The sequence below is a fragment of the Nocardioides panacis genome (assembly GCF_019039255.1).
Classification (GTDB): domain Bacteria; phylum Actinomycetota; class Actinomycetes; order Propionibacteriales; family Nocardioidaceae; genus Nocardioides_B; species Nocardioides_B panacis.
This window is the reverse complement of sequence record NZ_CP077062.1, coordinates 1324948-1347640: the sequence shown is the minus strand read 5'-3', so window position 1 is coordinate 1347640 and position 22693 is coordinate 1324948. Positions and strand designations below refer to the sequence as shown.

18 protein-coding genes and 1 pseudogene are annotated in these 22693 nt (G+C 73.1%); 4 read left to right on the top strand and 15 right to left on the bottom strand.

The genetic code is table 11. The features are described 5' to 3' along the window. Positions 1-31: 31 nt before the first annotated feature. The 3 genes from KRR39_RS24445 to KRR39_RS06535 all read left to right on the top strand — a co-directional run bounded on the left by KRR39_RS24445 (position 32) and on the right by KRR39_RS06535 (position 2382). The gene (locus KRR39_RS24445; RefSeq protein ID WP_254185555.1) at positions 32-205 is read left to right on the top strand and encodes a hypothetical protein; all 174 of its coding nucleotides are present in this window, start codon (positions 32-34) and stop codon (positions 203-205) included. Further along, positions 195-821, top strand: a complete 627-nt coding sequence (locus tag KRR39_RS06540; RefSeq protein WP_254185554.1) for a class I SAM-dependent methyltransferase — start codon at positions 195-197, stop codon at positions 819-821. The genes KRR39_RS24445 and KRR39_RS06540 overlap by 11 nt, the downstream gene beginning before the upstream one ends. 634 nt (positions 822-1455) lie before the next feature. Next, entirely contained in the window at positions 1456-2382 is a 927-nt protein-coding gene (locus tag KRR39_RS06535; protein WP_216941267.1) for a hypothetical protein, read from the top strand. A gap of 71 nt (positions 2383-2453) precedes the next feature. Here KRR39_RS06535 and KRR39_RS06530 read toward each other — a convergent pair whose 3' ends face one another. Then, positions 2454-5204 (bottom strand): methyl-accepting chemotaxis protein, encoded by a 2751-nt coding sequence (locus KRR39_RS06530; protein ID WP_216941266.1) that lies wholly within the window; start codon positions 5202-5204, stop codon positions 2454-2456. After that, a complete protein-coding gene (locus tag KRR39_RS06525) occupies positions 5201-5794 on the bottom strand; it encodes a hypothetical protein (RefSeq protein WP_216941265.1) in 594 nt (197 codons plus the stop codon). The genes KRR39_RS06530 and KRR39_RS06525 overlap by 4 nt, the downstream gene beginning before the upstream one ends. Before the next feature lie 297 nt (positions 5795-6091). Between KRR39_RS06525 and KRR39_RS06520 the strand changes: the two genes are divergently transcribed. Further along, positions 6092-7336, top strand: coding sequence for a lipopolysaccharide biosynthesis protein (locus tag KRR39_RS06520; RefSeq protein ID WP_216941264.1), 1245 nt, complete (start codon positions 6092-6094; stop codon positions 7334-7336). On the opposite strand, the gene KRR39_RS06515 is transcribed toward KRR39_RS06520, so the two are convergent. The 13 genes and pseudogenes from KRR39_RS06515 to KRR39_RS06455 all read right to left on the bottom strand — a co-directional run bounded on the left by KRR39_RS06515 (position 7333) and on the right by KRR39_RS06455 (position 22608). Then, entirely contained in the window at positions 7333-7833 is a 501-nt protein-coding gene (locus KRR39_RS06515) for a hypothetical protein (protein WP_216941263.1), read from the bottom strand. The genes KRR39_RS06520 and KRR39_RS06515 overlap by 4 nt on opposite strands. Further along, complete coding sequence (locus KRR39_RS06510) at positions 7826-9877, bottom strand: M3 family metallopeptidase (RefSeq protein WP_216941262.1); 2052 nt, start codon at positions 9875-9877, stop codon at positions 7826-7828. The genes KRR39_RS06515 and KRR39_RS06510 overlap by 8 nt, the downstream gene beginning before the upstream one ends. A 44-nt stretch (positions 9878-9921) precedes the next feature. After that, positions 9922-10479 carry an orotidine-5'-phosphate decarboxylase gene (gene pyrF / locus KRR39_RS06505; protein WP_367303728.1) on the bottom strand — a complete coding sequence of 186 codons (558 nt, stop codon included), beginning with the start codon at positions 10477-10479 and terminating at the stop codon, positions 9922-9924. A gap of 291 nt (positions 10480-10770) precedes the next feature. After that, positions 10771-11676, bottom strand: a complete 906-nt coding sequence (locus KRR39_RS06500; protein ID WP_216941261.1) for a beta/alpha barrel domain-containing protein — start codon at positions 11674-11676, stop codon at positions 10771-10773. Continuing rightward, complete coding sequence (locus tag KRR39_RS06495; protein WP_216941260.1) at positions 11673-12536, bottom strand: iron-sulfur cluster-binding protein; 864 nt, start codon at positions 12534-12536, stop codon at positions 11673-11675. The genes KRR39_RS06500 and KRR39_RS06495 overlap by 4 nt, the downstream gene beginning before the upstream one ends. Then, positions 12533-13579: a quinone-dependent dihydroorotate dehydrogenase gene (locus KRR39_RS06490; protein WP_254185553.1), complete on the bottom strand. Its 1047-nt coding sequence runs from the start codon at positions 13577-13579 to the stop codon at positions 12533-12535. Before KRR39_RS06490 ends, KRR39_RS06495 begins: the two co-directional genes overlap by 4 nt. Next, entirely contained in the window at positions 13576-16878 is a 3303-nt protein-coding gene (carB, locus tag KRR39_RS06485) for a carbamoyl-phosphate synthase large subunit (RefSeq protein WP_216941259.1), read from the bottom strand. The genes KRR39_RS06490 and carB overlap by 4 nt, the downstream gene beginning before the upstream one ends. After that, positions 16878-18017, bottom strand: a complete 1140-nt coding sequence (carA, locus tag KRR39_RS06480) for a glutamine-hydrolyzing carbamoyl-phosphate synthase small subunit (protein WP_216941258.1) — start codon at positions 18015-18017, stop codon at positions 16878-16880. Before carA ends, carB begins: the two co-directional genes overlap by 1 nt. Continuing rightward, a complete protein-coding gene (locus tag KRR39_RS06475) occupies positions 18014-18526 on the bottom strand; it encodes a PH-like domain-containing protein (protein ID WP_216943010.1) in 513 nt (170 codons plus the stop codon). Before KRR39_RS06475 ends, carA begins: the two co-directional genes overlap by 4 nt. Further along, positions 18523-19821, bottom strand: a complete 1299-nt coding sequence (locus KRR39_RS06470) for a dihydroorotase (protein ID WP_216941257.1) — start codon at positions 19819-19821, stop codon at positions 18523-18525. Before KRR39_RS06470 ends, KRR39_RS06475 begins: the two co-directional genes overlap by 4 nt. A gap of 40 nt (positions 19822-19861) precedes the next feature. After that, a pseudogene (locus tag KRR39_RS06465) lies at positions 19862-20803 on the bottom strand (aspartate carbamoyltransferase catalytic subunit); the annotation flags it as partial. Next, entirely contained in the window at positions 20800-21396 is a 597-nt protein-coding gene (gene pyrR, locus KRR39_RS06460; RefSeq protein WP_302053579.1) for a bifunctional pyr operon transcriptional regulator/uracil phosphoribosyltransferase PyrR, read from the bottom strand. The gene pyrR and the pseudogene KRR39_RS06465, both read right to left, overlap by 4 nt. A gap of 135 nt (positions 21397-21531) precedes the next feature. Next, complete coding sequence (locus KRR39_RS06455; RefSeq protein ID WP_216941255.1) at positions 21532-22608, bottom strand: hypothetical protein; 1077 nt, start codon at positions 22606-22608, stop codon at positions 21532-21534. Positions 22609-22693: the final 85 nt, after the last annotated feature.

Genomic DNA, 22693 nt, shown 5'->3' with positions numbered 1-22693 from the left:
TGCCAGTCGGGGCACGCACTATCGTCGGCGCATGCAGCCCGCCCGTCGTACGGTCTCGGAGGCAGACACCCAGCGCGCCAACCGTCGCGACTGGGACGCCTACGCCGACGAGTACCAAGCCACCCACGGGGAGTTCCTCCGCGACGTGGGATTCATCTGGTGCCCCGAGGGGGGTCGACGAGGGCGACGCGCGGGTGCTCGGTGACGTCGCCGGCAGCCTGGTGCTCGAGGTCGGCTGCGGGGCCGGCCAGTGCGCGCGCTGGCTGACCAGCCACGGGGCCCGGGCCGTCGGTCTCGACCTCAGCACCCGTCAGCTCCAGCACTCCCGGCGCATCGACGACGAGACCGGCGTCCGGTTCCCGGTGGTGGCGGGTACGGCGACCGCGCTGCCGTTCCCCGACGACGCGTTCGACGTGGTGTTCTCCGCGTTCGGGGCGCTGCAGTTCGTGGCCGACGCCGGACGGGCCGTCGGCGAGGCCGCGCGGGTGCTCCGCCCGGGCGGCCGGTTCGCCTTCTCGGTCACCCACCCGGTCCGCTGGACGATGCCGGACGACCCCAGCCGCGAGGGTCTGGTGGTCACCAGCTCCTACTGGGACCGCACGCCGTACGTCGAGGAGGACGACGAGGGCCGGGTCACCTACGCCGAGCACCACCGCACGCTCGGTGACTGGGTCGGGCACCTCGCACGGACCGGGTTCCGGATCACCGGGCTGATCGAGCCGGAGTGGCCCGTCGGGCACGACCGGGTCTGGGGCGGCTGGGGACCGGAGCGCGGCGCCCTGGTCCCGGGTACGGCGATCGTCAGCGCGACGCTGGGCTGACCTGGATTCCCTTGTGGACAACGGGAATCTCTCTCGACGGAGTCCCATGGACGAGATAGAATCGAACACATGTTCGACACCACGTGGATCGCTGACCTGGACGCCGACACGGCGTGTCGGGCGATCACGGGCACCCAGGCCGACCTGCGGGAGGCGGAGTGGCGCGAACTCGTCCTGGCTGCGCACTGGGCGGACCTGCACGACGAGCACACCGTGCCGGTCCGGAGCGGCCCGGTGCTCGCCGGCATGGAGCGGGCCAAGCGCGGCGGTGGGGACGGCACGCCGCTGGTGGCCGAGTTCGCCTGTGCCCAGCTCGGGGTGCTGCTCGGCACCAGCCCGATCGGGGCGGAGCACCTGATCCGGGACGCGCTGGACCTGCGCCACCGGCACCCCGCCTTGTGGGCGGCGTTGGGCGCCGGCAAGGGCCGGGTGTGGAAGGCCCGCAAGGTCGCGCGGCTGACCGGCGCCGCCGGCCTGTCGCCGTCCCAGGCCCGGGCGGTCGACGCTGCCGTGACCCCCCTACGTCGACTCGCTGCCCTGGACCCGGTTCACCGCGCTGGTCGAGGCCCGGATCATCGAGTCCGACCCCGAGGCTGCGCAGGCCAGGCGCCTGGCGCGCGCTCTGGACAGGTTCGTGACCACCGGCCAGTCCGACGAGTTCAGGTTGAAGACCCTGATCGTGCGGGCCAACGCGAGCGACGTGATCTTCCTCGTCGCGACGTGCGACCGGATCGCGGCGTGCCTCGCCGACGAGGGCGACACCGACCCGGTCGACGTACGCCGCTCCAAGGCGCTGGGGATCCTCGCCCAGCCCGCACTGGCGCTCGCGATGCTGCAGCGGCACGCCGCGCTCGCACCGGTCGACCCCGACGAGCCGCTGCCGGACGATCCGACCGGGCCGGAGTGCCCGACGTGCGGCGGCCCTTCGGTGGCCAGCCCGGTGCCGTTCCCCGTCGACCCGGACCGGCTACGTCCGAAGGCGGTGCTCTACGTGCGGATCAGCGAGGAGGCCCTGCGGACCGGCCACGGGGTCGCCGTCTGCGGCGGCACCGGCGGCGCGGGCTCGGTGGGGGTGGTGACGGCCCAGCAGGTGCGCGACCTGCTGGGGCACTGCCGGGTGACGGTCCGCCCGGTCCTCGACCTGCGCGACCAGCTCCCGGTCGACACCCACGAGATCCCCACCGCGATGCGGGAGGCGCTCAGGCTGAGCAGGCCGACGAGCGTGTTCCCCTTCTCCCAGACCCAGACCCAGGCCGAGCCGGACCTGGACCACACCATCGCCTACCTGTCGCCGGACCGCGGTGGTCCCCCGGGTCAAACCCGGACGGGGAACCTCGGCCCGATGACCCGGTTCGGGCACCGGGTGAAGACCCATGGCCGCGGATGGCGCCACCACCAGCCGGTGCCGGGCGTCTACCTGTGGCGCACCCCGCACGGCTACTGGACGCGCGTCGACCAGCACGGCACCCGCCCTCTCGAGTGGAGCCCGACACTCGAGCGCGCCGACACTTCTCTCAGCCCCCTCGAACGTGCCTTCGCCCGCTTCGTGCTCGCCGCCTGAACCCCTGCCCTTGTCGTTCAACAGCAGAAGGGGCGCCGATGTCTCGGCGCCCCTTCCGTGTTGCTGCTGGATCAGATGAAGCGGCGACGCAGCGCGAACACCGCGCCTCCCGCGCCCAGGATGGCCAGGCCACCGAGGCCGCGGGTGAGGTTCCGGCCGCCCTCGCCGTCGTCGCCCTGGATGACGTAGCTGTACGCCGTCAGGCCGACCGCGTCGGTGGGAGCACCGAACGCCATGTCCTCGGTCTGCGCACGCTTGGCGCCGGCCGTCATCGTGGCGTACAGCTCGCCGTAGCTCTGCGCCGTGGTCGTGCCGGCGCTGATGAGCTTCTTCGTGCCCTCGTCGGACAGCCGCTGGGCGCCGTCGACGAGCTTCGGGGCACCGTCGGCGGCGGTGGACAGACCCGCGACGAGCTGGCCGGAGCCGTCCGCCGCGTCCTTCAGGCCGTCCGAGAGCTGCCCGGCGCCGTCCGCGAGCCGGCCCGAGCCGTCCTTGGCCGCACCCGCACCGTCCGCGAGCTGGCCGGAGCCGTCCTTGAGCTGGCGCGCGCCGTCGGCGAGCTTGGTGCCACCGGCGTTGAGCTCGTCGGTGCCGTCCGCGAGCTGACCCGCACCGTCCGCGAGCTGGCCGGCGCCGCCGTCGATCTGGCCGAGGCCGGCCGCGAGCTCGCCGGTCTTGCTGGACAGCAGCGACGCACCCGCGGACAGGTCGCCCGCGCCGGCGGCGAGGTCACCCGTGCCGGCCGCGAGGTCCGAGCCGCCGGACGCCAGGGCGCCCGCACCGCAGACCAGCGTCTTGCTGGTGGCCGTGCAACCGCCGGCCGGAGCCGAGATGCCGGCCAGGAGGGACGTCTGGATCGAGCCGGTGATGCCGTCGACGAGGACCGGGATGTTGGCCTTGAAGAAGCCGACTGCCTGCTTGACTCCACAATCGTCAGCGGGGCTGGCCGTCTGTGAGCCGACGGCGCAGTTGGCCGAAGCGCCGGGGTTGATGAGCCCACCCTTCACACGGTCGAGGCCAGGAATGAACTGTCCGTCCACCGCCTGCTTGATGGCCGTGAGCCCGGTCGACAGGTCGCCGAGACCAGTTGCGCCATCCTGCAGCTGTGTAGCCATGTTGCTGAGCACACCAGTGTTGAACGGGTTCGTCTCGTCGGCCAACGGCGGACGCACGTTGCCGGGCGGGAAGCACGCGCCGGGAGCATCCGCTCCGCCTGTCAAGTCCTTCAGGATCAAGGAGGCGCAGGTGAGTCCCTGCTGCTTCGCCGGGAGGCCCGCCAGGATCGTGCCAAGACCGGGGCTCACCTGGTCCCGCAGTCCGGCCTGGATGGCGTTGAGACCGCCAAAGATGGTGGCCGGCTTCCCGGTCGCCGGGTCCGTGACGTCGGTGGGGTCGCCGATGCCGTCCACGACCTTCTGCATGCCGCCGAGCAGCGCCTGGTACTGCTGGTCCGTCGAGAGCTGGGTGCGGACGGAGGCCGGCAGCGCCTGCACCCCGGACTCGAGCAGCTTGATGCCGGAGAGCAGGTCGCCCTGACCGGTCGCGATCTGCTTCATGAAGCCGTCGATCGTGGTGGCACCGGTCGACACCTTCGTGGCGCCCGCGCTGAGGTCCTTGGTGCCGGCGTACAGCTGCTTGCTGCCGCTGGCCGCCGTGCCCGTGCCGGCCGAGAGCTTGGTGGCACCGGCCGAGAGCTTGTTCGCGCCGGCCTTCAGCTTCTTGGTGCCGGCGGACAGCTGGTTCGCGCCGCCGCTGAGCTCGCTGTTGCCCGCGGCGAGCTTCTTGGCGCCCGAGTTGAGCTGGCCCAGCCCGTTGTCCAGGTCCGAGGCGCCCTGGGCGAGCTTCTCCGAGCCCGGGACCGCGGAGCCGGCGAGACCGTCGTTGAGCTGGCCGGCACCGTCCCGGAGCTTGATCAGCCCGGCGAGGAGGTCGCCGGCGCCGTCGCGCAGCTTGAGCAGGTTGCCGTCGATCTGCGTGGCACCGTCGGTGAGCTCGGCACCGGTGTCCGCGCCGCCCTTGTAGCTGGTGGCCGCGGACTTGAAGGTGGGGCTCTCCATCGGGTTCACCGGGAGCGCCGAGATCTCCGCGCGCGGGATCACGCCGTCCGTGACGTCGGCGGTGTAGCCGAACACCGCGGTCGTCGAGCCGATCGGCGGGAACAGCGTCATCGTGAAGGACAGCTTGGTGCCGCCCTTGCCGTCACCGGCGATGTTCGCCTGCTGGGAGGAGACGTTGGTGAACGTGGAGGGCGCGACCAGGCTCAGCGAGCCGACCATCGGGATCGGGACGTCGACGGTCTTGGTGACCGTGCCGCCCTTGCCGTCGGGGAAGGAGACGTCCTGTGGCGCACCGGTGACGTTCTCGACGGTGTAGACGACCTCGAGCTTGCCGTCCTTGCCGATGACGTCGCCCGGCTTCACGTTCTTGCCGTCGAGCTTGTAGGCCACCGAGACGTCGAGCGGGAGCTTGCCGTTGAAGTTGCTGACCGAGCGGAGCTTCTTCTCGCCGTCGACGCTGGTCGTGGTGAGCTGCTCGCCGTTCTTGACGTCGAAGCCGCCGAAGCCGTCGAGGTTGCGCAGGTGGTCGGTCGAGATCGGGTTCTTCAGGTCGACCGAGCCCTTGCCGGTCATCGCCAGCTGCTCGTAGACGCGACGGGTCTGCACCTGGCCGCTGGGCGAGGTGTACACCTGCACCGTCTCGGTGTTCACGACCTTGACGTCGCCGTCGGAGGCGTACGCCGGCGTGGTGGCCACCGACGCGATCACGGCGGTCACCGCCGCGACGGCGGCGGCGCGGAGGGGTGCGTTGAGACGCGCGTTCACTTGGTCTTCTCCATCATGAAGTCGTCGAGCTTCGAGTCGCCCGAGTCGGCCGAGGTCTTCTTCGGGGTGCGCGGGGTGCCGGAGGTCTTCGTGCTGTCGTCCGAGGGCGCAGAAGACCGGTGCCCGGTGGCCCCTTCGGGACGCGGGCTGGGAGCGACGAGCGCGGCGGCGAGGAAGCCGACGGCGACGTTGAACAGCAGGGTGGTCGCGGTGCTCACCGAGGTGGAGGCCAGCTCCGGCGGCGCGGCGGCGAACGTGAACTCGTAGGCACCGCTCAGGGCAGCGGTGCCGAGCAGCGTGGTCCACAGCGGGAGGCGGTTCATGCTCGCGGCGGTGATGCCGACGCAGAGCAGCACGACCAGGCCGACGGCCACCGCACGACCGCCCGCGGTGTCGGGCAGCAGCGCGGCGCGCACGACGTACCCGATCCAGGCGGCCACGAAGCCGGCGGCGAAGCCACCGAGCCGGACGAGCGGCGTGCGGTCCGGCACCAGCGCGACGACGGCGCCGAGCGCCCCGCCGAGAAGGGCGACCGACTCGAGCTCGAGATCCAGTGCCGAGCTGACGATGACGACCAGGACGGCGGCCACAGCCAGGACCCCCCCCGGCCATGAGTGTTCTGCGCATGCGTGCGCACTCCCTCCACGAAGATGAGGCCGAGCCCGGTGCCGGTCTCGGCGTCCCTGCTCCCTTCCGGAGGGCGCAGATCTCGCAGGAGAGTACATTACTTTTCAGTAACCGAAGGCGGAGAATTCAAGAAATATCCCCCCTGACGTGTGTCGGATGCCACTGATTGGGTAAAAAGTCTGGTTTCGCCCCTCCAGCCACCGGACCGGGCCGACCGCGCCGCTCCCGAGCGGGCCGTCACGACCACCTAGGCTTCCCTGGTGAACCTCCGGACGGCCAGTCGTGACGCGGTGCGCGACGGAGCGGTGATCGCCCTCGCGATGGTGGTCATGAACGTGACCACCTACGGGTTCACGATCCTGGCCGCGCGCCTCCTCGGGCCCGTCGAGTACGGCGCCCTGGCGGCCGTGATGGGCCTGCTCCTGGTCGTCAACGTGCTCTCGCTCGGGCTGCAGGCCACCGGCGCGCGCCGGGTCAGCGCCGCGCCCCAGGACCGGCTCGGGATCGAGCACGAGGTGATGGCGACCAGCTACGCCTCCTCGCTCGTGCTCGGCGCGGTCCTCCTGGTCGCCTCGCCGCTGATCGCCCTCGTGCTCAACCTCGACTCGTGGGTGTCCGCCGCGCTGATCGCGGCGACCGCCGTACCGCTGTCGGTGATGGGCGGCCAGGCGGGCATCCTGCAGGGCGAGCGCCGCTGGGGCCCGCTGGCGGCGATCTACGTCGCGGTCGGCGTCGGGCGGCTCGGCTGCGGGCTGGTGGCGCTGCTGGTCCGCCCGGACACGCTCGGCGCCATGGTCGGCATCACGGTGGGTGCGCTGCTGCCGGTGCTGATCGGGACGTGGGCGCTGCGTCACCCGAGGCGCGGGCGAGCGGTGGCAGGCGCCCCGAGGGTGCGCACGCCGCTGGCGCAGCGCTGGGCCAAGGGCGGGGTGCTGCGCGAGACCTTCCACAACTCGCACGCGCTGCTGGCGTTCTTCGCCCTGTCCAACGCCGACGTGATCATCGCCCGGACCACCCTCGACGAGCGCCAGGCCGGGCTGTACGCGGGAGGCCTGATCCTCACCAAGGCGGTGCTGTTCCTGCCGCAGTTCGTGGTGGTGATCGCGTTCCCGTCGATGTCGCGGGCCGGGGACGACCGCCGGGCGCACCTGGTCACGCTCACCGCCGTGCTGGGCATCGGGCTGGTCGCGGTGCTCGGGGTCACCGTGCTGTCCGCGCTCGCCGTCGTCTTCGTGGGCGGGTCGGAGTACGCCGACCTGCAGGGCCTCCTGTGGGGCTTCGCGGTGCTCGGCACGCTCCTGTCGCTGATCCAGGTGATGGTCTACGAGGTCGTCGCGCGCCAGCACCAGCGGATGGTCCTCGTGGTCTGGACGACGCTGCTGGTGCTGCTGTGCGCCGCCCCGTCCGTCGGCGGGCTGACCGGGCTGCTGACGGTCGTGGTCACGCTGGACACGCTGCTGTTCGTGGTGCTGCTCGTGGTCAGCCTGCGGTCCCGGACCTCCTAGCCGACCGACCCGCCCAGCCCGGAGCTGCCGAGGTCGACCTTGCAGACGTCCCGCGCGTGCTGCTCGATGCTGGTGCCGGCCTGCTGCACCCGGAGGTCCTGGAGCTCGTGCGCGGCCTGCTGGACCGCGTCGAGCTGGCCGGCGCTGACCCCGTCGGGCTTGGCGCCTCCGGCGAAGTCGCCCGGGTCGGCGCCGGACTCGCGGATCGCGTCGGACAGTCCGCGCAGCGCCTGCACGAGGGTGTCCCACTCGTCCTTGATGTCATCGGGGGCCCGGTCCGCCAGCCCGGCCAGCACGTCGACCGTCTCGCCGAGCGCCTTCCCGCCGGTCGCGCCCGGCTCGGCCGAGCGCGCCGCGAGCTTCGTGAGCCGGGGCTTGTCGTCCTTGAGCGCGGAGCAGTAGGACTTCGTGCCGCCGCAGCCGGTGAGGCCGGCAGCGACGAGCACGGCGGCCACCGCCACCGCCGTACGACGGAGGGGTCGGCGCTGCTCAGCCACGCAGGCCCCGGCGCTCCAGGAGCGGCTCGGTGCTCGGGGCCCGACCCCGCACGGCGGCGAACGCGTCGAGCGGGTCGACGGTGCCCCCGACGGAGAGCAGCTGCCGGCGGAACCGGTCGCCGTTGGCGCGGGACGGGCCGCCGTTCTCGGTGAACCAGCCGACCAGGTCGGCGTCGAGGACCTCGCTCCACAGGTAGGAGTAGTAGCCCGCGTCGTAGCCGCCGGCGAACACGTGCGCGAAGTAGCCGGTGCGGTAGCGCGGCGGCACCAGGTCGGACCGGACGCCGTGCCGCTCCAGGGCCGCGGTCTCGAAGGACCCGACGTCCTCGGGGGCCGGCTCCGCGCGGTCGGCAGTCAGCAGGTGCCACTCCTGGTCCAGCAGCGCGGCGCCGAGCATCGCCACCATCTCGAAGCCCTGGCCGTGCGCCTGGGAGGCGATCAGCCGGTCGACGACGTCCTGCGCGAGCGGCTCGCCCGTCTCGTGGTGCACGGCGTAGTGCGCGAGGACCTCGGGCCACCAGGCCCACATCTCGTTGACCTGGGAGGGGAACTCCACGAAGTCGCGGGGCACGGCGGTGCCCTGCAGGCGCGGGTAGACGGTGTCGGAGAACAGGCCGTGCAGGGCGTGCCCGAACTCGTGGAAGCCGGTGCGCACCTCGTCGACGGTCATCAGCGCCGGCTGCCCCGCGGGCGGCTGCGGCACGTTGAGGCAGACCACGACGACCGGGCGGGTGCCGAGCAGGTGGGACTGCCCGACGAACTCGTCCATCCAGGCGCCGCCCTGCTTGGTGGGCCGGGCGAACCAGTCGCACACGAACAGGCCGAGCGTGCTGCCGTCGCCGTCGCGGACCTCGTAGACGCGGACGCCCTCGGCGTAGACCGGCAGGTCGGTGCGCTGCTCGAAGGAGACGCCGTAGAGCAGCGAGGCGGCGTGGAAGATCCCGTCGGTGAGCACCCGGTCGAGCTCGAAGTACGGCTTCACCGCGTTGACGTCCACGTCGTACGTCGCGGCCTTGTCCCGCTCGGCGTAGTAGGCCCAGTCCCAGGGCTGCACCGGGCCCTCGACGCCGTCCGCGGCGAGCAGCTCCTCGATGCGGCCGCGCTCGACCTCGAGGTTGGCCATCGCCGGCCCGACCATCTCGCCGAGCATCTCCAGGACCGCCTTGGTGCTGCCCGCGGTCTGGTCGTCGGCGATGTAGGCGGCGTGGTCGGTGAAGCCCAGCAGGGCCGCCCGCTCCGCGCGCAGCCGGCTGATCCGGGTCACCAGGTCGCGGGTGTCGTGGGCTCCCCCGTCGGTGCCGCGGCCGGTGGCGGCCTCGTGCAGCCGGCGGCGCACGTCCCGGTCGGTCAGCGAGGAGATGGCCGGCTGGATGGTGGGCAGCGACAGGGTCAGCAGGAAGCCGTCGAGGCCGGCGGACTCCGCGGCACCCGCCGCGGCCTCGACGGCGTTGGCGGACAGCCCGTCGAGCCCGGCCCGGTCGGTGACGTGCACCGCACGGTCGTTGGACCCGGCCAGCACCCGGGTGCCGAACTCGGTGGTCAGCGAGGTGATCTGCACGTTGAGCGACCGCAGCGTGTCCCGGTCGGCGTCGGGGAGCGCGGCCCCGGCGCGGACGAAGTCGCGGTGGTAGCGCTCGACGACCCGGAGCTGCTCGGGGGTGAGGCCGGCGTCGTGCCGCCCGGCGTGCACGGCGTCCAGGCGGGCGAACAGCCGCGGGTCGAGCCGGATCGCGTCGGTGTGCTCGGCGACGAGCGGCGCGAGCTCCGCCTCGAGGGCCTGCATCTCCGGGGTCGCCATCGAGGCGGCCAGGTTCCCGAAGACCCGCATCGTCCGGCTGTAGGTGCGCCCGGAGCGCTCCAGCGCCTCGACGGTGTTGGCGAACGTCGGCGGCTCCGGGTCGGTCGCGATCGCCTCCACCTCGGCGCGCTGCTCGGCGACCCCGAGGTCGAACGCGGGACGGTAGTGCTCGTGCCGGATCGCGTCGAAGGGTGGGAACGCGAAGGGCAGGTCGCTCGGGACGGCGAAGGGGTTGCTGTCGGCCATGCGACTGTTCTACACCGGCGCTCCCCCGGTCCGGCGCCCTGCCCTCAGCCCGCGCTGGTGGTGGCGCCGAGCGGCGCGAACGTCTCGATCGCGACGAGCGCCGCGTCGTGGAGCGCGACCTTGTCGGGACCGGCGGCCAGCACCTCGCGCGAGCTGGTCGGCAGCACGTTGCGGGCGGCGTCCCCGAAGATCCGTCGTACGTCGTCCAGGGTGCCGCCCTGCGCGCCGATGCCCGGCACCAGCAGCGGCCCGTTGACGTCGAGGTTCCCGATGCCGAGGTCGGAGGGCAGCTCGATGGTCGCGCCCACCACCGCACCGATCGAGCCGAGCCCCTCGACGCCGGCGTTGCGGCTGGCCACGGCGTCCAGCACCAGCCCGCCGACCGAGCGGCCGTCGGCGGTCACCGCGTGCTGCACCTGCGGGCCCTCGGGGTTCGAGGTCAGTGCGAGCACGAAGACGCCGGCGTCGTTGGCCAGCGCGGTGTCGATCATCGGGTCGACCGAGCCGATGCCGAGGTACGGAGAGACGGTGATCGCGTCGACGTACAGCGGGGAGTTCCGGTCGAGGTAGGCGTCGGCGTAGCCCTGCGCGGTGCTGCCGATGTCGCCGCGCTTCCACGTCGAGCAGCACCAGGCAGCCGCGCTCGCGGCAGCCCTCGACGACCTTCTCGAGCACCGCGACGCCGCGCGAGCCGAACCGCTCGAAGAACGCCGACTGCGGCTTGACCACCGCGACCGTGCCCGCGAGAGCCTCGACCGCGGTGAGCGCGAACTTCTCCAGCCCGTTGACCGAGTCGGTCAGCCCCCAGGCGTCCAGCAGCGCCGGGTGCGGGTCGATGCCGGCGCAGAACCGGCCCCGGTCCTCCATCGCGTGCGTGAGTCGGTCGCCGAAGGTCATCGGCTGCTCCCTTCGGGTTGCTGGTGCGCGAGCCCGACGGCGTCGGCTGCAGAGTCCAGGTCCCGCCGGTCGAGCTCGTCGAGCAGCTCGTGGCGGATGCGGGTGGCGGCGGACGGGTCGCGGAGCAACACGCTCCCCAGCTGTACGGCGGTCGCGCCGGCCAGCAGCATCGCCAGGGCGTCGAAGCCGCTGCGGATCCCCCCGACGCCGACCACCGGGACGTCGGGCAGGGCGGCGTGCACGTCCCAGACGCAGCGCAGCGCGAGCGCGTGCACGGCCGGGCCGCTGAGCAGTCCGCCGCCGGCACCGAGCACCGGGCGCAGGGTGACCGGGTCGAGCACCATCGCGGGGAAGCCCTGGCAGAGCACCACGGCGTCGGCGCCGTTGTCGACGGCCGCCCGGGCCTGGTCGACGACGTCCCCGCCCGGGGCGAGCTTGGCCAGCACGGTGGTGCCGCGCGGCAGGTCGCGGCGGACGACGTTGAGCACCTTGCCGGTCTGGTAGGCGTCCGGCACGGCCAGGTGCACCTCGACGGCGCCGATGCCGGAGGCCGTGGCGAGCCGGCGGGCCAGCTCGCCGTACTCCGCGAGGGAGCCGGCGCTGATGGACACCACGACGCGGACGCCCTGCTGGCCGTACCACGGCAGCTCGGTGGCCAGGAAGCCTTGCAGGCCGGGGTTCTGGGCACCGGTGGCGTGCAGCAGCCCACTCGGCGTCTCGGCGACCCGCGGCGGCGGCGAGCCGGCCTGCGCGTCGAGGGTGACGGTGCGGGTGACCACGGCGCCAAGTGCGGCGAGGTCGGTGAACGGGGCCAGCTCACGACCGCCGCAGCCCGCGGCGGTGAGCACCGGGGAGGTCAGGTGCATCCCGGCCAGGTCGGTGGCGAGGTCGGCGCCGCTCACGAGGCACCCCGCGCGTCCGCCGGGACCCCGCCCAGGTCGCGCCACCGCACCCGGTCGCCGCGGAACACCGGGCCCTCGGTGCAGGCGCGGACCATCCGGGTCCCGCCGTCCTCGCCGACGACCGGGAGCACGCAGGTCAGGCAGAGGCCGGTCCCGCACCCGTGGGGTACGTCGACCGCGGTCTGGCTCCACGCGCCGTGCGTCTCGGCGGCCAGCGCGACCCCGTGCAGCACGTCGGCGGGACCGGCGGCGTAGACCACGTCCGCCCCGGTGCGGGTGAGCAGGTCGGGCAGGGCGTCGACGACCCCGCCGCGCAGGCCCACCGACCCGTCGGCGGTGGCGACCGTGACGCCGCGGGTGGCGCGCCGGGCCTCCAGGGCCCCGAACAGGCCCGCCTCGGTCTCGGCGCCGAGCAGCATGTGGACCGGGCAGTCGCGCTCGCGGAGCCGCTCGGCGAGGGAGAACAGCGGGGCGCTCGCGCAGCCGTGCCCGACCAGCACGCAGGTCACCGGCTCCTTGGGCAGCGCGAACGGCCGGCCCAGCGGGCCCACCACGTCGACGGGCGTGCCGGGCGCCGCGGCGGCCAGCCACCTGGTGCCCGCGTCGGTCGCCTCGAAGACGCACTCGACGGTGCCGCCGTAGGCGCCGGTGGCCCGGACCCGGTGCACCGGGAGCGCCCGGCGCAGCGTGGTCTCGGCCATCGCGCCACCCACGGTGACCGCCACGAACGTGCCGGGCCGGAACCGCTCGGGCACCCCGGGGGCGACCAGCGTGAGGTGGTGGTAGCGGCCCGAGCGCTTGACGCTCAGCACCTCCCCCACGACCTGCACCGCACCGGTCTCCGGGGCCGCGGTGGTCATCGTCCGGCCAGCGCGCGCTGCACGCGGGACGGCCACAGCGCACCCTCGTAGACGAAGGCGGTGTAGGCCTGCAGCAGGGTGGCGCCCGCGTCCAGCCGCTCCCGCGCGTCGTCGGCGTCGCCGATCCCGCCGACGGCGATCACCGTGAGGCCCGCTCCGACGCGCTCCCGGATCAGCCGCAGCACCTCCAGGGCCCGGGCCTTGACGGGCGCACCCGACAGCCCGCCTGCCCCGGCTGCCGCGACCTGCTCCGGCGCGGAGCGCAGGCCGTCCCGGCTGATCGTGGTGTTGGTCGCCACGATGCCGTCCAGGCCGAGCTCCACGGCCAGGTCGGCCACCGCCAGCACGTCGTCGTCGGACAGGTCGGGGGCGATCTTGACCAGCAGCGGCAGGTGCACCGCTGTGGCCGGCCGTGCGGCGTCCGCCTCGCGTCGTACGGCGGCCAGCAGGGGGCGCAGCCGGGCCACGGACTGCAGGTCGCGCAGGCCCGGCGTGTTCGGGGAGCTGACGTTGACCACGAGGTAGTCGGCCCACGGCGCGAGCAGCCGGGTGCTCTTCGCGTAGTCGGCGAGCACGGCGTCCTGGTCGTCGTCGGGGACCACCTTGGTCTTGCCGATGTTCACCCCGACCACGACGTCGCGGTGCGCGGTGCCGAGCCGGGTGGCGAGCCGGCGGGCGACCACCGCGGCGCCCTCGTTGTTGAAGCCCATCCGGTTGACCACGGCCCGGTCCGCGGGCAGCCGGAACAGCCGGGGCCGGGGGTTCCCGGGCTGCGGCTCGGCGGTGACCGTGCCGACCTCCACGAAGGAGAAGCCGAGCGCCGCGAGCGCGTCGATGCCCTCGGCGTTCTTGTCGAACCCGGCTGCCAGGCCCAGCGGGCCGGGGAAGGTCAGGCCCATCGCCTCGACCCGTCCGGACGGCGCCCGCACCGCGTGCCCGACCAGCGGACGGGCGGCCCGGAGCGCGCGGAAGCCCAGCCGGTGCGCGGTCTCGGCGTCGACCCGGGTCAGCACCTTGTCGAACAGCGTGCGGTACGGCGTCACGTCCGCCGCGCCCAGTCCTGCAGGGAGCGCACCCCGATCTCGCCGGCCCGCATCGCCTCGATGCCCTGCACCGCGGCGCCGAGCCCCTGCACGGTGGTGATGCACGGGATGTTCGCCATGATCGCGGCGGTCCGGATCTCGTAGCCGTCGATCCGGGCCGCACCGCCGCCGGACGAACCGTGGGGCGTGTTGATGATCAGCGCGATCTCGCCTGCCTGGATCAGCTGCACGGTGGTGGGCTCGCCGTTCGGACCGGGACCCTCGAAGTGCTTGCGCACCACGGTCACGGTGACCCCGTTGCGGCGCAGCACCTCGGCGGTGCCCTGGGTCGCGAGGATCTCGAAGCCGCGGTCGGCGAGCACCTTGATCGGGAAGATCATCGAACGCTTGTCCCGGTTGGCCATGCTCACGAACACCTTGCCGCTGGTCGGCAGCGAACCGAACGCCGCGGTCTGCGCCTTGGCGAACGCGGTGCCGAAGTCGGCGTCGAAGCCCATCACCTCGCCGGTGGACTTCATCTCCGGGCCGAGCACCGTGTCGACCTGCTGACCGTCGGGGGTGCGGAAGCGGTTGAACGGCATCACCGCCTCCTTGACGGCGATCGGCGCGTCGGCCGGGAGGTCGCCGCCGTCGCCGGTCGCGGGCAGCACGCCGGCGGTCCGCAGCTCGGCGATCGTCTCGCCGAGCATCACCCGGGCGGCGGCGCTGGCCAGCGGCGTGGCCGTCGCCTTGGACACGAACGGCACGGTCCGGCTGGCCCGCGGGTTGGCCTCCAGGACGTAGAGCACGTCGGAGCCCAGTGCGTACTGCACGTTGAGCAGCCCGCGCACCCCGACCCCCTCGGCGATCGCGTGCGTGGCCTCGCGGATCCGCTTGATCTCCTGGGCGCCCAGGGTGATCGGCGGGAGCGCGCACGACGAGTCGCCGGAGTGGATGCCGGCCTCCTCGATGTGCTCCATCACGCCGCCCAGGAACAGGTCGGTGCCGTCGTAGATCGCGTCGACGTCGATCTCCACGGCGTCGTCGATGAACCGGTCGACGAGCACCGGGTGCTCGGGGCTGATCTCGGTGGCCCGCTCGATGTAGCCCTCGAGCGAGGCGTCGTCGTAGACGATCTCCATGCCCCGCCCGCCCAGGACGTAGGACGGGCGCACCAGCACCGGGTAGGCGATCTCGGCGGCGATGGCCTGCGCCTCCTCGAAGGAGGTGGCCATCCCGTGCTTGGGGGCGGGCAGCCCGGCCCGGGCGAGCACCCGGCCGAACGCGCCGCGCTCCTCCGCCAGGTGGATGGCCGCCGGCGGGGTGCCGACGATCGGCACGCCCGCGTCCTCCAGGCCCTGCGCGAGCCCGAGCGGGGTCTGCCCGCCGAGCTGGCAGATCACGCCGGCCACCGGACCGGCCTGCTGCTCCGCGTGCACGATCTCCAGCACGTCCTCGAGGGTCAGCGGCTCGAAGTACAGCCGGTCGCTGGTGTCGTAGTCGGTCGAGACCGTCTCGGGGTTGCAGTTGACCATCACGGTCTCGTAGCCGGCCTCGGACAGCGCCATGCTCGCGTGCACGCAGGAGTAGTCGAACTCGATGCCCTGGCCGATCCGGTTCGGGCCGGAGCCGAGGATGATCACCGCCGGCCGCTCGCGCGGCTGCACCTCGGTCTCCTCGTCGTAGGAGGAGTAGTGGTACGGCGTCCGGGCGGCGAACTCGGCCGCGCAGGTGTCGACGGTCTTGTAGACCGGCCGGATGCCCAGCGCGTGCCGCACGCCGCGCACGACGTCGGCGGGCATCCCGCGCAGCTTGCCGAGCTGCTCGTCGGAGAAGCCGTGCCGCTTGGCGCGGCGCAGCAGCGCGGGGGTCAGCTCGTCGGCGTCGAGGATCTCGACCGCGACCTCGTTGATCAGCAGCAGCTGGTCGACGAACCACGGGTCGATGGCGGTCGCGTCGAAGATCTCCTCGGGCGTCGCGCCGGCCCGCAGGGCGTCCATGACCTCGCGCAGCCGTCCGTCGTGCGGGGTGCGGATGGTCTCGAGCAGCGCCGCCTTGTCGAGCTTGACCCACTCCTTGCGCCAGTCGAACGGCGCCTTCTTGTCCTCCAGCGAGCGCAGCGCCTTCTGCAGCGCCTCGGTGAAGTTGCGGCCGATCGCCATCGCCTCGCCCACCGACTTCATGTGCGTGGTCAGCGTCCTGTCCGCGGACGGGAACTTCTCGAAGGCGAACCGCGGCACCTTGACCACCACGTAGTCGAGGCTGGGCTCGAACGACGCGGGGGTCTCGCGGGTGATGTCGTTGGGGATCTCGTCGAGGGTGTAGCCGATCGCGACCTTGGCGGCGATCTTGGCGATCGGGAAGCCGGTCGCCTTGGACGCCAGGGCGCTGGAGCGGGAGACCCGCGGGTTCATCTCGATGACGATCAGCCGGCCGTCGGTGGGGTCGACCGCGAACTGGATGTTGCAGCCGCCGGTGTCCACGCCGACCGAGCGGATGATCCCGATCGAGAGGTCCCGCATGGCCTGGTACTCGCGGTCGGTCAGCGTCATCGCCGGCGCGACGGTGATCGAGTCGCCGGTGTGCACGCCCATCGGGTCGAGGTTCTCGATCGAGCAGACGATCACGACGTTGTCGGCCTTGTCGCGCATCACCTCGAGCTCGTACTCCTTCCAGCCGAGGATCGACTCCTCGAGGAGCACCTCGGTGGTCGGGCTGGCGGCGAGGCCGGACCCGGCGATCCGGTGCAGGTCCGTCTCGTCGTAGGCCATCCCCGAGCCGGTGCCGCCCATCGTGAACGAGGGCCGGATGACGACCGGGAAGCCGAGCCCGCCGTCGCCGTAGACCGCCTCGAGGCAGTCCTCCATCGTGTGGCACACCATCGAGCGGGCGGTCTCGCCGCCGAGCTCCTCGACGATCTTCTTGAACGACTCGCGGTTCTCGCCGCGGTCGATCGCCTCGATGCTGGCACCGATCAGCTCGACGCCGTACTTCTCGAGCACGCCTGCCTTGTCGAGCGCCATCGCGGCGTTCAGCGCGGTCTGCCCGCCGAGGGTGGCGAGCAGCGCGTCGGGACGCTCCTTGGCGATCACCTTCTCGACGTACTCCGCGGTGATCGGCTCCACGTACGTCGCGTCGGCGAACTGCGGGTCGGTCATGATCGTCGCGGGGTTGGAGTTCACCAGGATCACCCGCAGGCCCTCGGCCTTGAGCACCCGGCAGGCCTGCGTCCCGGAGTAGTCGAACTCGCACGCCTGCCCGATCACGATCGGGCCGGAGCCGATCACGAGCACGCTGTGGATGTCGTCGCGCTTCGGCATCAGAGCCGTCCCCCCATGAGGTCGCAGAATCGGTCGAACAGGTAGGCGGCGTCGTGCGGCCCGGCCGCGGCCTCGGGGTGGTACTGCACCGAGAAGGCGGTCAGCTCCCCGTCGCGGCGCAGCTCGAGCCCCTCGACCACGTCGTCGTTGAGGCAGACGTGGCTGACGGTGGCCACGCCGTAGGGCGTCTCGGTCTCGGCGTCGAGCGGGGCGTCGACCGCGAAGCCGTGGTTGTGCGCGGTGACCTCGACCTTGCCCGTGGTCCGGTCCATCACCGGCTGGTTGATGCCGCGGTGGCCGTACTTCAGCTTGAAGGTGCCGAAGCCCAGGGCCCGGCCGAACAGCTGGTTGCCGAAGCAGATCCCGAAGTAGGGGATGCCCTCCTCCAGCACGGCCCTGAGCAGCTCGACCTGCCCCTCCGTGGCGGCCGGGTCGCCCGGTCCGTTGGAGAAGAACACCCCGTCGGCGCCGGTCGCGCGGACGTCCTCGATCGTCGAGGTGGCGGGCAGCACGTGCACCTCGATGCCGCGCTCGGCCATCATCCGGGGCGTGTTCGCCTTGATGCCCAGGTCGACGGCCGCGACGGTGAACCGCTTCTCGCCCGCTGCGGGGACGACGTAGGCCTGCTTCGTGGAGACCTCGGTGGCCAGCTCGGCGCCGGCCATCCCCGCGGAGGCGAGCACCCGCTCGAGCAGCGCCGCCGGGTCGGTCTCGGTGCTGGAGATGCCGACGCGCATCGCGCCGCGCTCGCGCAGGTGCCGGGTCAGCGCGCGGGTGTCGATCGCGGAGATGCCGACCACGCCCTGGTCGCGCAGCTCGTCGTCCAGCGTCCGCTGCGAGCGCCAGCTCGACGGCCGGCGGGCCGGGTCGCGGACGACGTACCCGCTCACCCAGATCCGCGACGACTCCGGGTCCTCGTCGTTGATGCCGGTGTTGCCGACGTGCGGCGCGGTCATCACCACCACCTGCCGGTGGTAGGACGGGTCGGTCAGCGTCTCCTGGTAGCCGGACATGCCGGTGGAGAACACCGCCTCGCCGAAGGTCTCCCCCGCCGCGCCGAACGACTCGCCGCGGAACGTCCGGCCGTCCTCCAGGACGAGCAGTGCCGTCCCCGGGTGGTCGAGCTTGTCGAGACTCATGCCGCGTTCTCCTTGGCCATCTTCGAGATTGTCCGGACCCATGCGTCGTGCTGCGCGCCGGCGTCGGTGGTGAGGCGGAAGCCGGTGTCGAGCAGGTGCTCCCCGTGCTGCCAGGTGACCACCAGCACGCCGTGCGGAGGCACCACCTTGCCGGCGATGCCGCGGTCGTGACGGGCCCCGCGCAGCGCCGCGGCCGGGATCCGGAACGACCCCGCCAGGCGTACGACGTCGAGGCCCTCGTCCGACAGGGAGAGCCGGCAGCTGCTGCGCGCGCCGAGCCCGCGGGCCACCACCCGGTCGAGCCAGTCGCCGCTCGTCGTGGTGCCGAAGTAGCGCGCGCCGGCCTCGAGCGTCGGCGTCGGCAGGTCGGCGACGGCGGGTGCCTCGACGAGCGGCAGCAGGTCGTGCGTGCGGCCGCGGCGCCGCCAGCCGCGCCACATGCCCAGGTAGGCGAGGGCGAGCACGGCGAACAGGACCAGCACCGGCAGCCAGCGGGGGCCGTCGCTCATGCGATCTTCCCGTCGAGGACGGTGGGCGTGCCGCGCAGGAACGTCGCGACCACGCGTCCGGGCAGCTCGCGCCCGACGTACGGCGTGTTGCGGGAGAGCGACGCCAGCCCGGTGCCGTCGACCACCTGCGAGAACGCGGGGTCGTAGAGCACCACGTTGGCGGGCTCCCCCACCGCGAGCGGCCGGCCGTGGCCGGAGAGCCGGCCGATCTGCGCCGGCTTGGCGGACATCCGCTCGGCGACGCCGGCCCAGTCGACCAGTCCGGTGTCGACCATGGTCAGCTGCACGATCGACAGCGCGGTCTCCAGGCCGAGCATGCCGAACGCGGCGGCCTGCCACTCGCAGTCCTTGTCCTCGTGCGGGTGCGGCGCGTGGTCGGTCGCGACGACGTCGATGGTGCCGTCGGCCAGGCCGGCGCGCAGCGCCTCGACGTCGGAGGCCGAGCGCAGCGGCGGGTTCACCTTGTAGATCGGGTCGTACGTCGCGGCCAGCTCGTCGGTGAGCAGCAGGTGGTGCGGGCACACCTCGGCGGTGACGTTCCAGCCCTTGCCCTTGGCCCAGCGGACGATCTCCACCGACCCGGCGGTGCTGACGTGGCAGACGTGCAGCCGGGAGCCGACGTGCGCGGCGAGCAGGCAGTCGCGGGCGATGATCGCCTCCTCCGCGACGGCCGGCCAGCCGCGCAGCCCGAGCCGGCCGGACAGCTCGCCCTCGTTCATCTGGGCGTCCTCGGTCAGCCGGGGCTCCTGCGCGTGCTGGGCGACGACGCCGTCGAACGCCTTGACGTACTCCAGCGCCCGGCGCATCAGCACCGCGTCCGAGACGCACTTGCCGTCGTCGGAGAACACCCGGACCCGGGCCGCGGAGTCGGCCATCGCGCCGAGCTCGGCGAGCCGCTCGCCCTGCAGCCCGACGGTGACCGCACCGACCGGGAAGACGTCGCAGTGCCCGGCTTCGCGGCCGAGCCGCCAGACCTGCTCGACGACGCCGGCGGTGTCGGCGACCGGGTCGGTGTTGGCCATCGCGTGCACGGCGGTGAACCCGCCGAGCGCCGCGGCCGAGGTGCCGGTGTCGACGGTCTCGGCGTCCTCCCGGCCGGGCTCGCGCAGGTGGGTGTGCAGGTCGACCAGGCCCGGCAGCGCGACGAGGCCCTCGGCGTCCACGACCTCGGCTCCCCCGGCGTCCAGCGCGGCGTCGAGCGCGCTGCCGATCGCGGCGACCACGCCGTCCGCGAGCAGGAGGTCGGTGGGCTCGCCACCGAGGATCCGGGCGTTCTTGATCAGGTACGTCGTCACGACGAGGTCTCCGCGGGATTCGGGGGGTGGTCGGGAGGGGGGTCGAGAGGGCCGGCTCGGAGCCGCCGAGCAGGAGGTAGAGCACCGCCATCCGGACCGCGACGCCGTTGGTGACCTGCTCGACGATCACCGACCGCTTGGAGTCGGCGACGTCGGCGGTGATCTCCATGCCGCGGATCATCGGGCCGGGGTGCATCACGATCGTGTGGTCCAGCAGGGTGTCCATCCGGCGCCCGTCCAGGCCGTAGCGGCGGCTGTACTCGCGCGCCGTCGGGAAGAACCCGCCGCCCTGCAGGGTCATCCGCTCGCGCTGCACCCGCAGCATCATCACCACGTCTGCCTTGGGCAGCACCGCGTCGAGGTCGTAGGACGTCTCCACGTCCCAGCCCTCGATGCCCACCGGCAGCAGGGTCGGCGGCGCGACGAGGGTGACCTCGGCGCCGAGCGTCTTGAGCAGCAGGGCGTTGGAGCGGGCCACCCGGCTGTGCAGCACGTCGCCGACGATCGCGACCCGGCGGCCGTCGAGGTTGCCGAGGTGCCGCCACATCGTGAACGCGTCGAGCAGCGCCTGGGTCGGGTGCTCGTGGGTGCCGTCGCCGGCGTTGACCACCGAGCTCTTCGACCAGCCGGCGTTGGCCAGCAGGTGCGGCGCCCCCGACGCCCAGTGCCGGACGACGACCGCGTCGGCCCCCATCGCCTCCAGGGTCAGCGAGGTGTCCTTGAGGCTCTCGCCCTTGGACAGCGAGGAGCCCTTCGCGGAGAAGTTGATGACGTCGGCCGAGAGCCGCTTGGCGGCCGCCTCGAACGAGATCCGGGTGCGGGTGCTGTCCTCGAAGAACAGGTTCACCACGGTGCGGCCGCGCAGCGCGGGCAGCTTCTTGATCGGCCGGTCGGCCAGCGACCGCATCTCCTCGGCGGTGGCCAGCACCAGCTCGGCGTCCGCGCGCGTCAGGTCGCCGGCGCTCAGCAGGTGGCGCTTCATCGCTGCTCCTCGTTCTCGTCGCGGGTGGTCACGGCGCCCGGCGTCCCGGAGATCGTCACCGCGTCCTCGCCGTCGAACTCCGCGAGCCGCACGCGGACCGACTCGACCAGGGACGTGGGCAGGTTCTTGCCGACGAAGTCGGCGCGGATCGGCAGCTCGCGGTGGCCGCGGTCCACCAGCACGGCGAGCCGGACCGCCCGCGGACGGCCCACGTCGTTCATCGCGTCGAGGGCGGCGCGGATCGTGCGCCCGGAGAACAGCACGTCGTCGACCAGCACGACCACCTTGCCGTCGATGCCGCCGTGCGGGATCTCTGTGGGCAGCAGGGTGCGGGCCGGCCGCATCCGCAGGTCGTCGCGGTACATCGTCACGTCCAGCGAGCCGACGGCGACGTCGACGCCCTCGACGGCCGCGATCTTCGCGGCGACGCGCTGGGCGAGCGGCACGCCGCGGCTCGGGATGCCGAGCAGGACGAGGTCGGCGGCGCCCTTGTTGCGCTCGAGGATCTCGTGCGCGATGCGGGTGAGGGCCCGGGAGACGTCACGGGGGTCCATCACCACGCGCGGGGCGGGGCCGGTCGGGGCCGAAGGCAGTGGCGGGGCAGGCACGAGCAGCCGAACCTCCTTCTCCGCCTCACAGGACGGCTCGTTAAAGGATGTGTCGATCGGGCGTCACGGTAGCAGCCGGCCGGCGGACGCGACGACCCGGCACCGCCCCGGTGAGACGGCTCAGCCGGTGCGCTGCAGGGCCAGCACCAGCGGCGACTGCTCGCCGCTGGTCGCGTCCAGCGTGAACACCCGGCTGGCCCGCTCGCAGCGCCCGCCGACGGTGCACCGCAGCCACGCCTCGCGGATCGTGCCGGGCGGCCGGTGCCGGGCCTTGACCAGCGCGAGGAAGGTCCGGGCGTCCTCCCAGCGCGGGTCCTGCACCGGGTCGAGGCGGCCCAGGAACGTCCGTCGTACGTCGCCGGTGCGGGTGCTGCGCAGCCGCACCAGCGTGTAGTTGCTGGTCGGGCGACGGTCCTGGTGGCCGAGCGTGAGCACCCGGCGGTCGGTCCCGGAGAACCGGGCGACCCGCTCGGTGTCCGGCAGCCGCCACGACGGCAGGCTGCCCCGCGGGAACGACCCGACGTAGGTCAGCGAGGTGTCGCCCTGGAGCATCGCGACGCGCCGGGCCGAGAGGTCGGCGGCGTACGCCTCGTCGTCGGCGTAGTGCGTGACCCGGTCGGTGCGCGGGGTCCACCAGACGGTGTGCCCGCCCACGTCGACCAGGGCGCGGACCCGACCCAGCGCGACCACGTCTCCGCCGCCGGTGAACATCCGCGAGACGGTCCTGCCGTCGGCCACCCGGACCACCGACGTGCGCCGCGCGCCACCGGTGGAGTAGGCGATGCGCCGCCCGTCGGCGGACACGGCGGTGAGGTAGGCGAACCAGCCGTGCCCGACCACCCGCGAGCGACCGAGCCGGTTGACGAAGCGGAAGGTCGTGCGCGCGTCGAGGTCGGAGAGCGTGTTCACCACGACGTAGCCGCCGCGCACCGCGGCGAGCTGGGTGAGCGCGCCGGGGAACCGCACCGGGATCGAGCGGTGGCCGTCGTGCAGCCGGTGGGACCGCCGGTCGTAGTAGGCGACCCGTGGGTTCGGCCCCCGCCGGTCGGTCAGGGCGGCGAGCCGCGTCCGCGGCGCGGCGGCCTCCCGGTGCCCGTCGCGGCCCTGGACGGGCAGGGCCTGCGCGGGGGCGGCGAGGGTGCAGGTGAGTGCCGCCACCAGCGTGGCGAGCAGGATGCGACGACGTGTCCCGGACATGGGGTCCCCTGATCTCGGCGAGGCCTGGTGGCGGCGACGTTACCCAGACCTCGGGGCCGGAGCCGGGACCTGCGCCGGTGGGCGC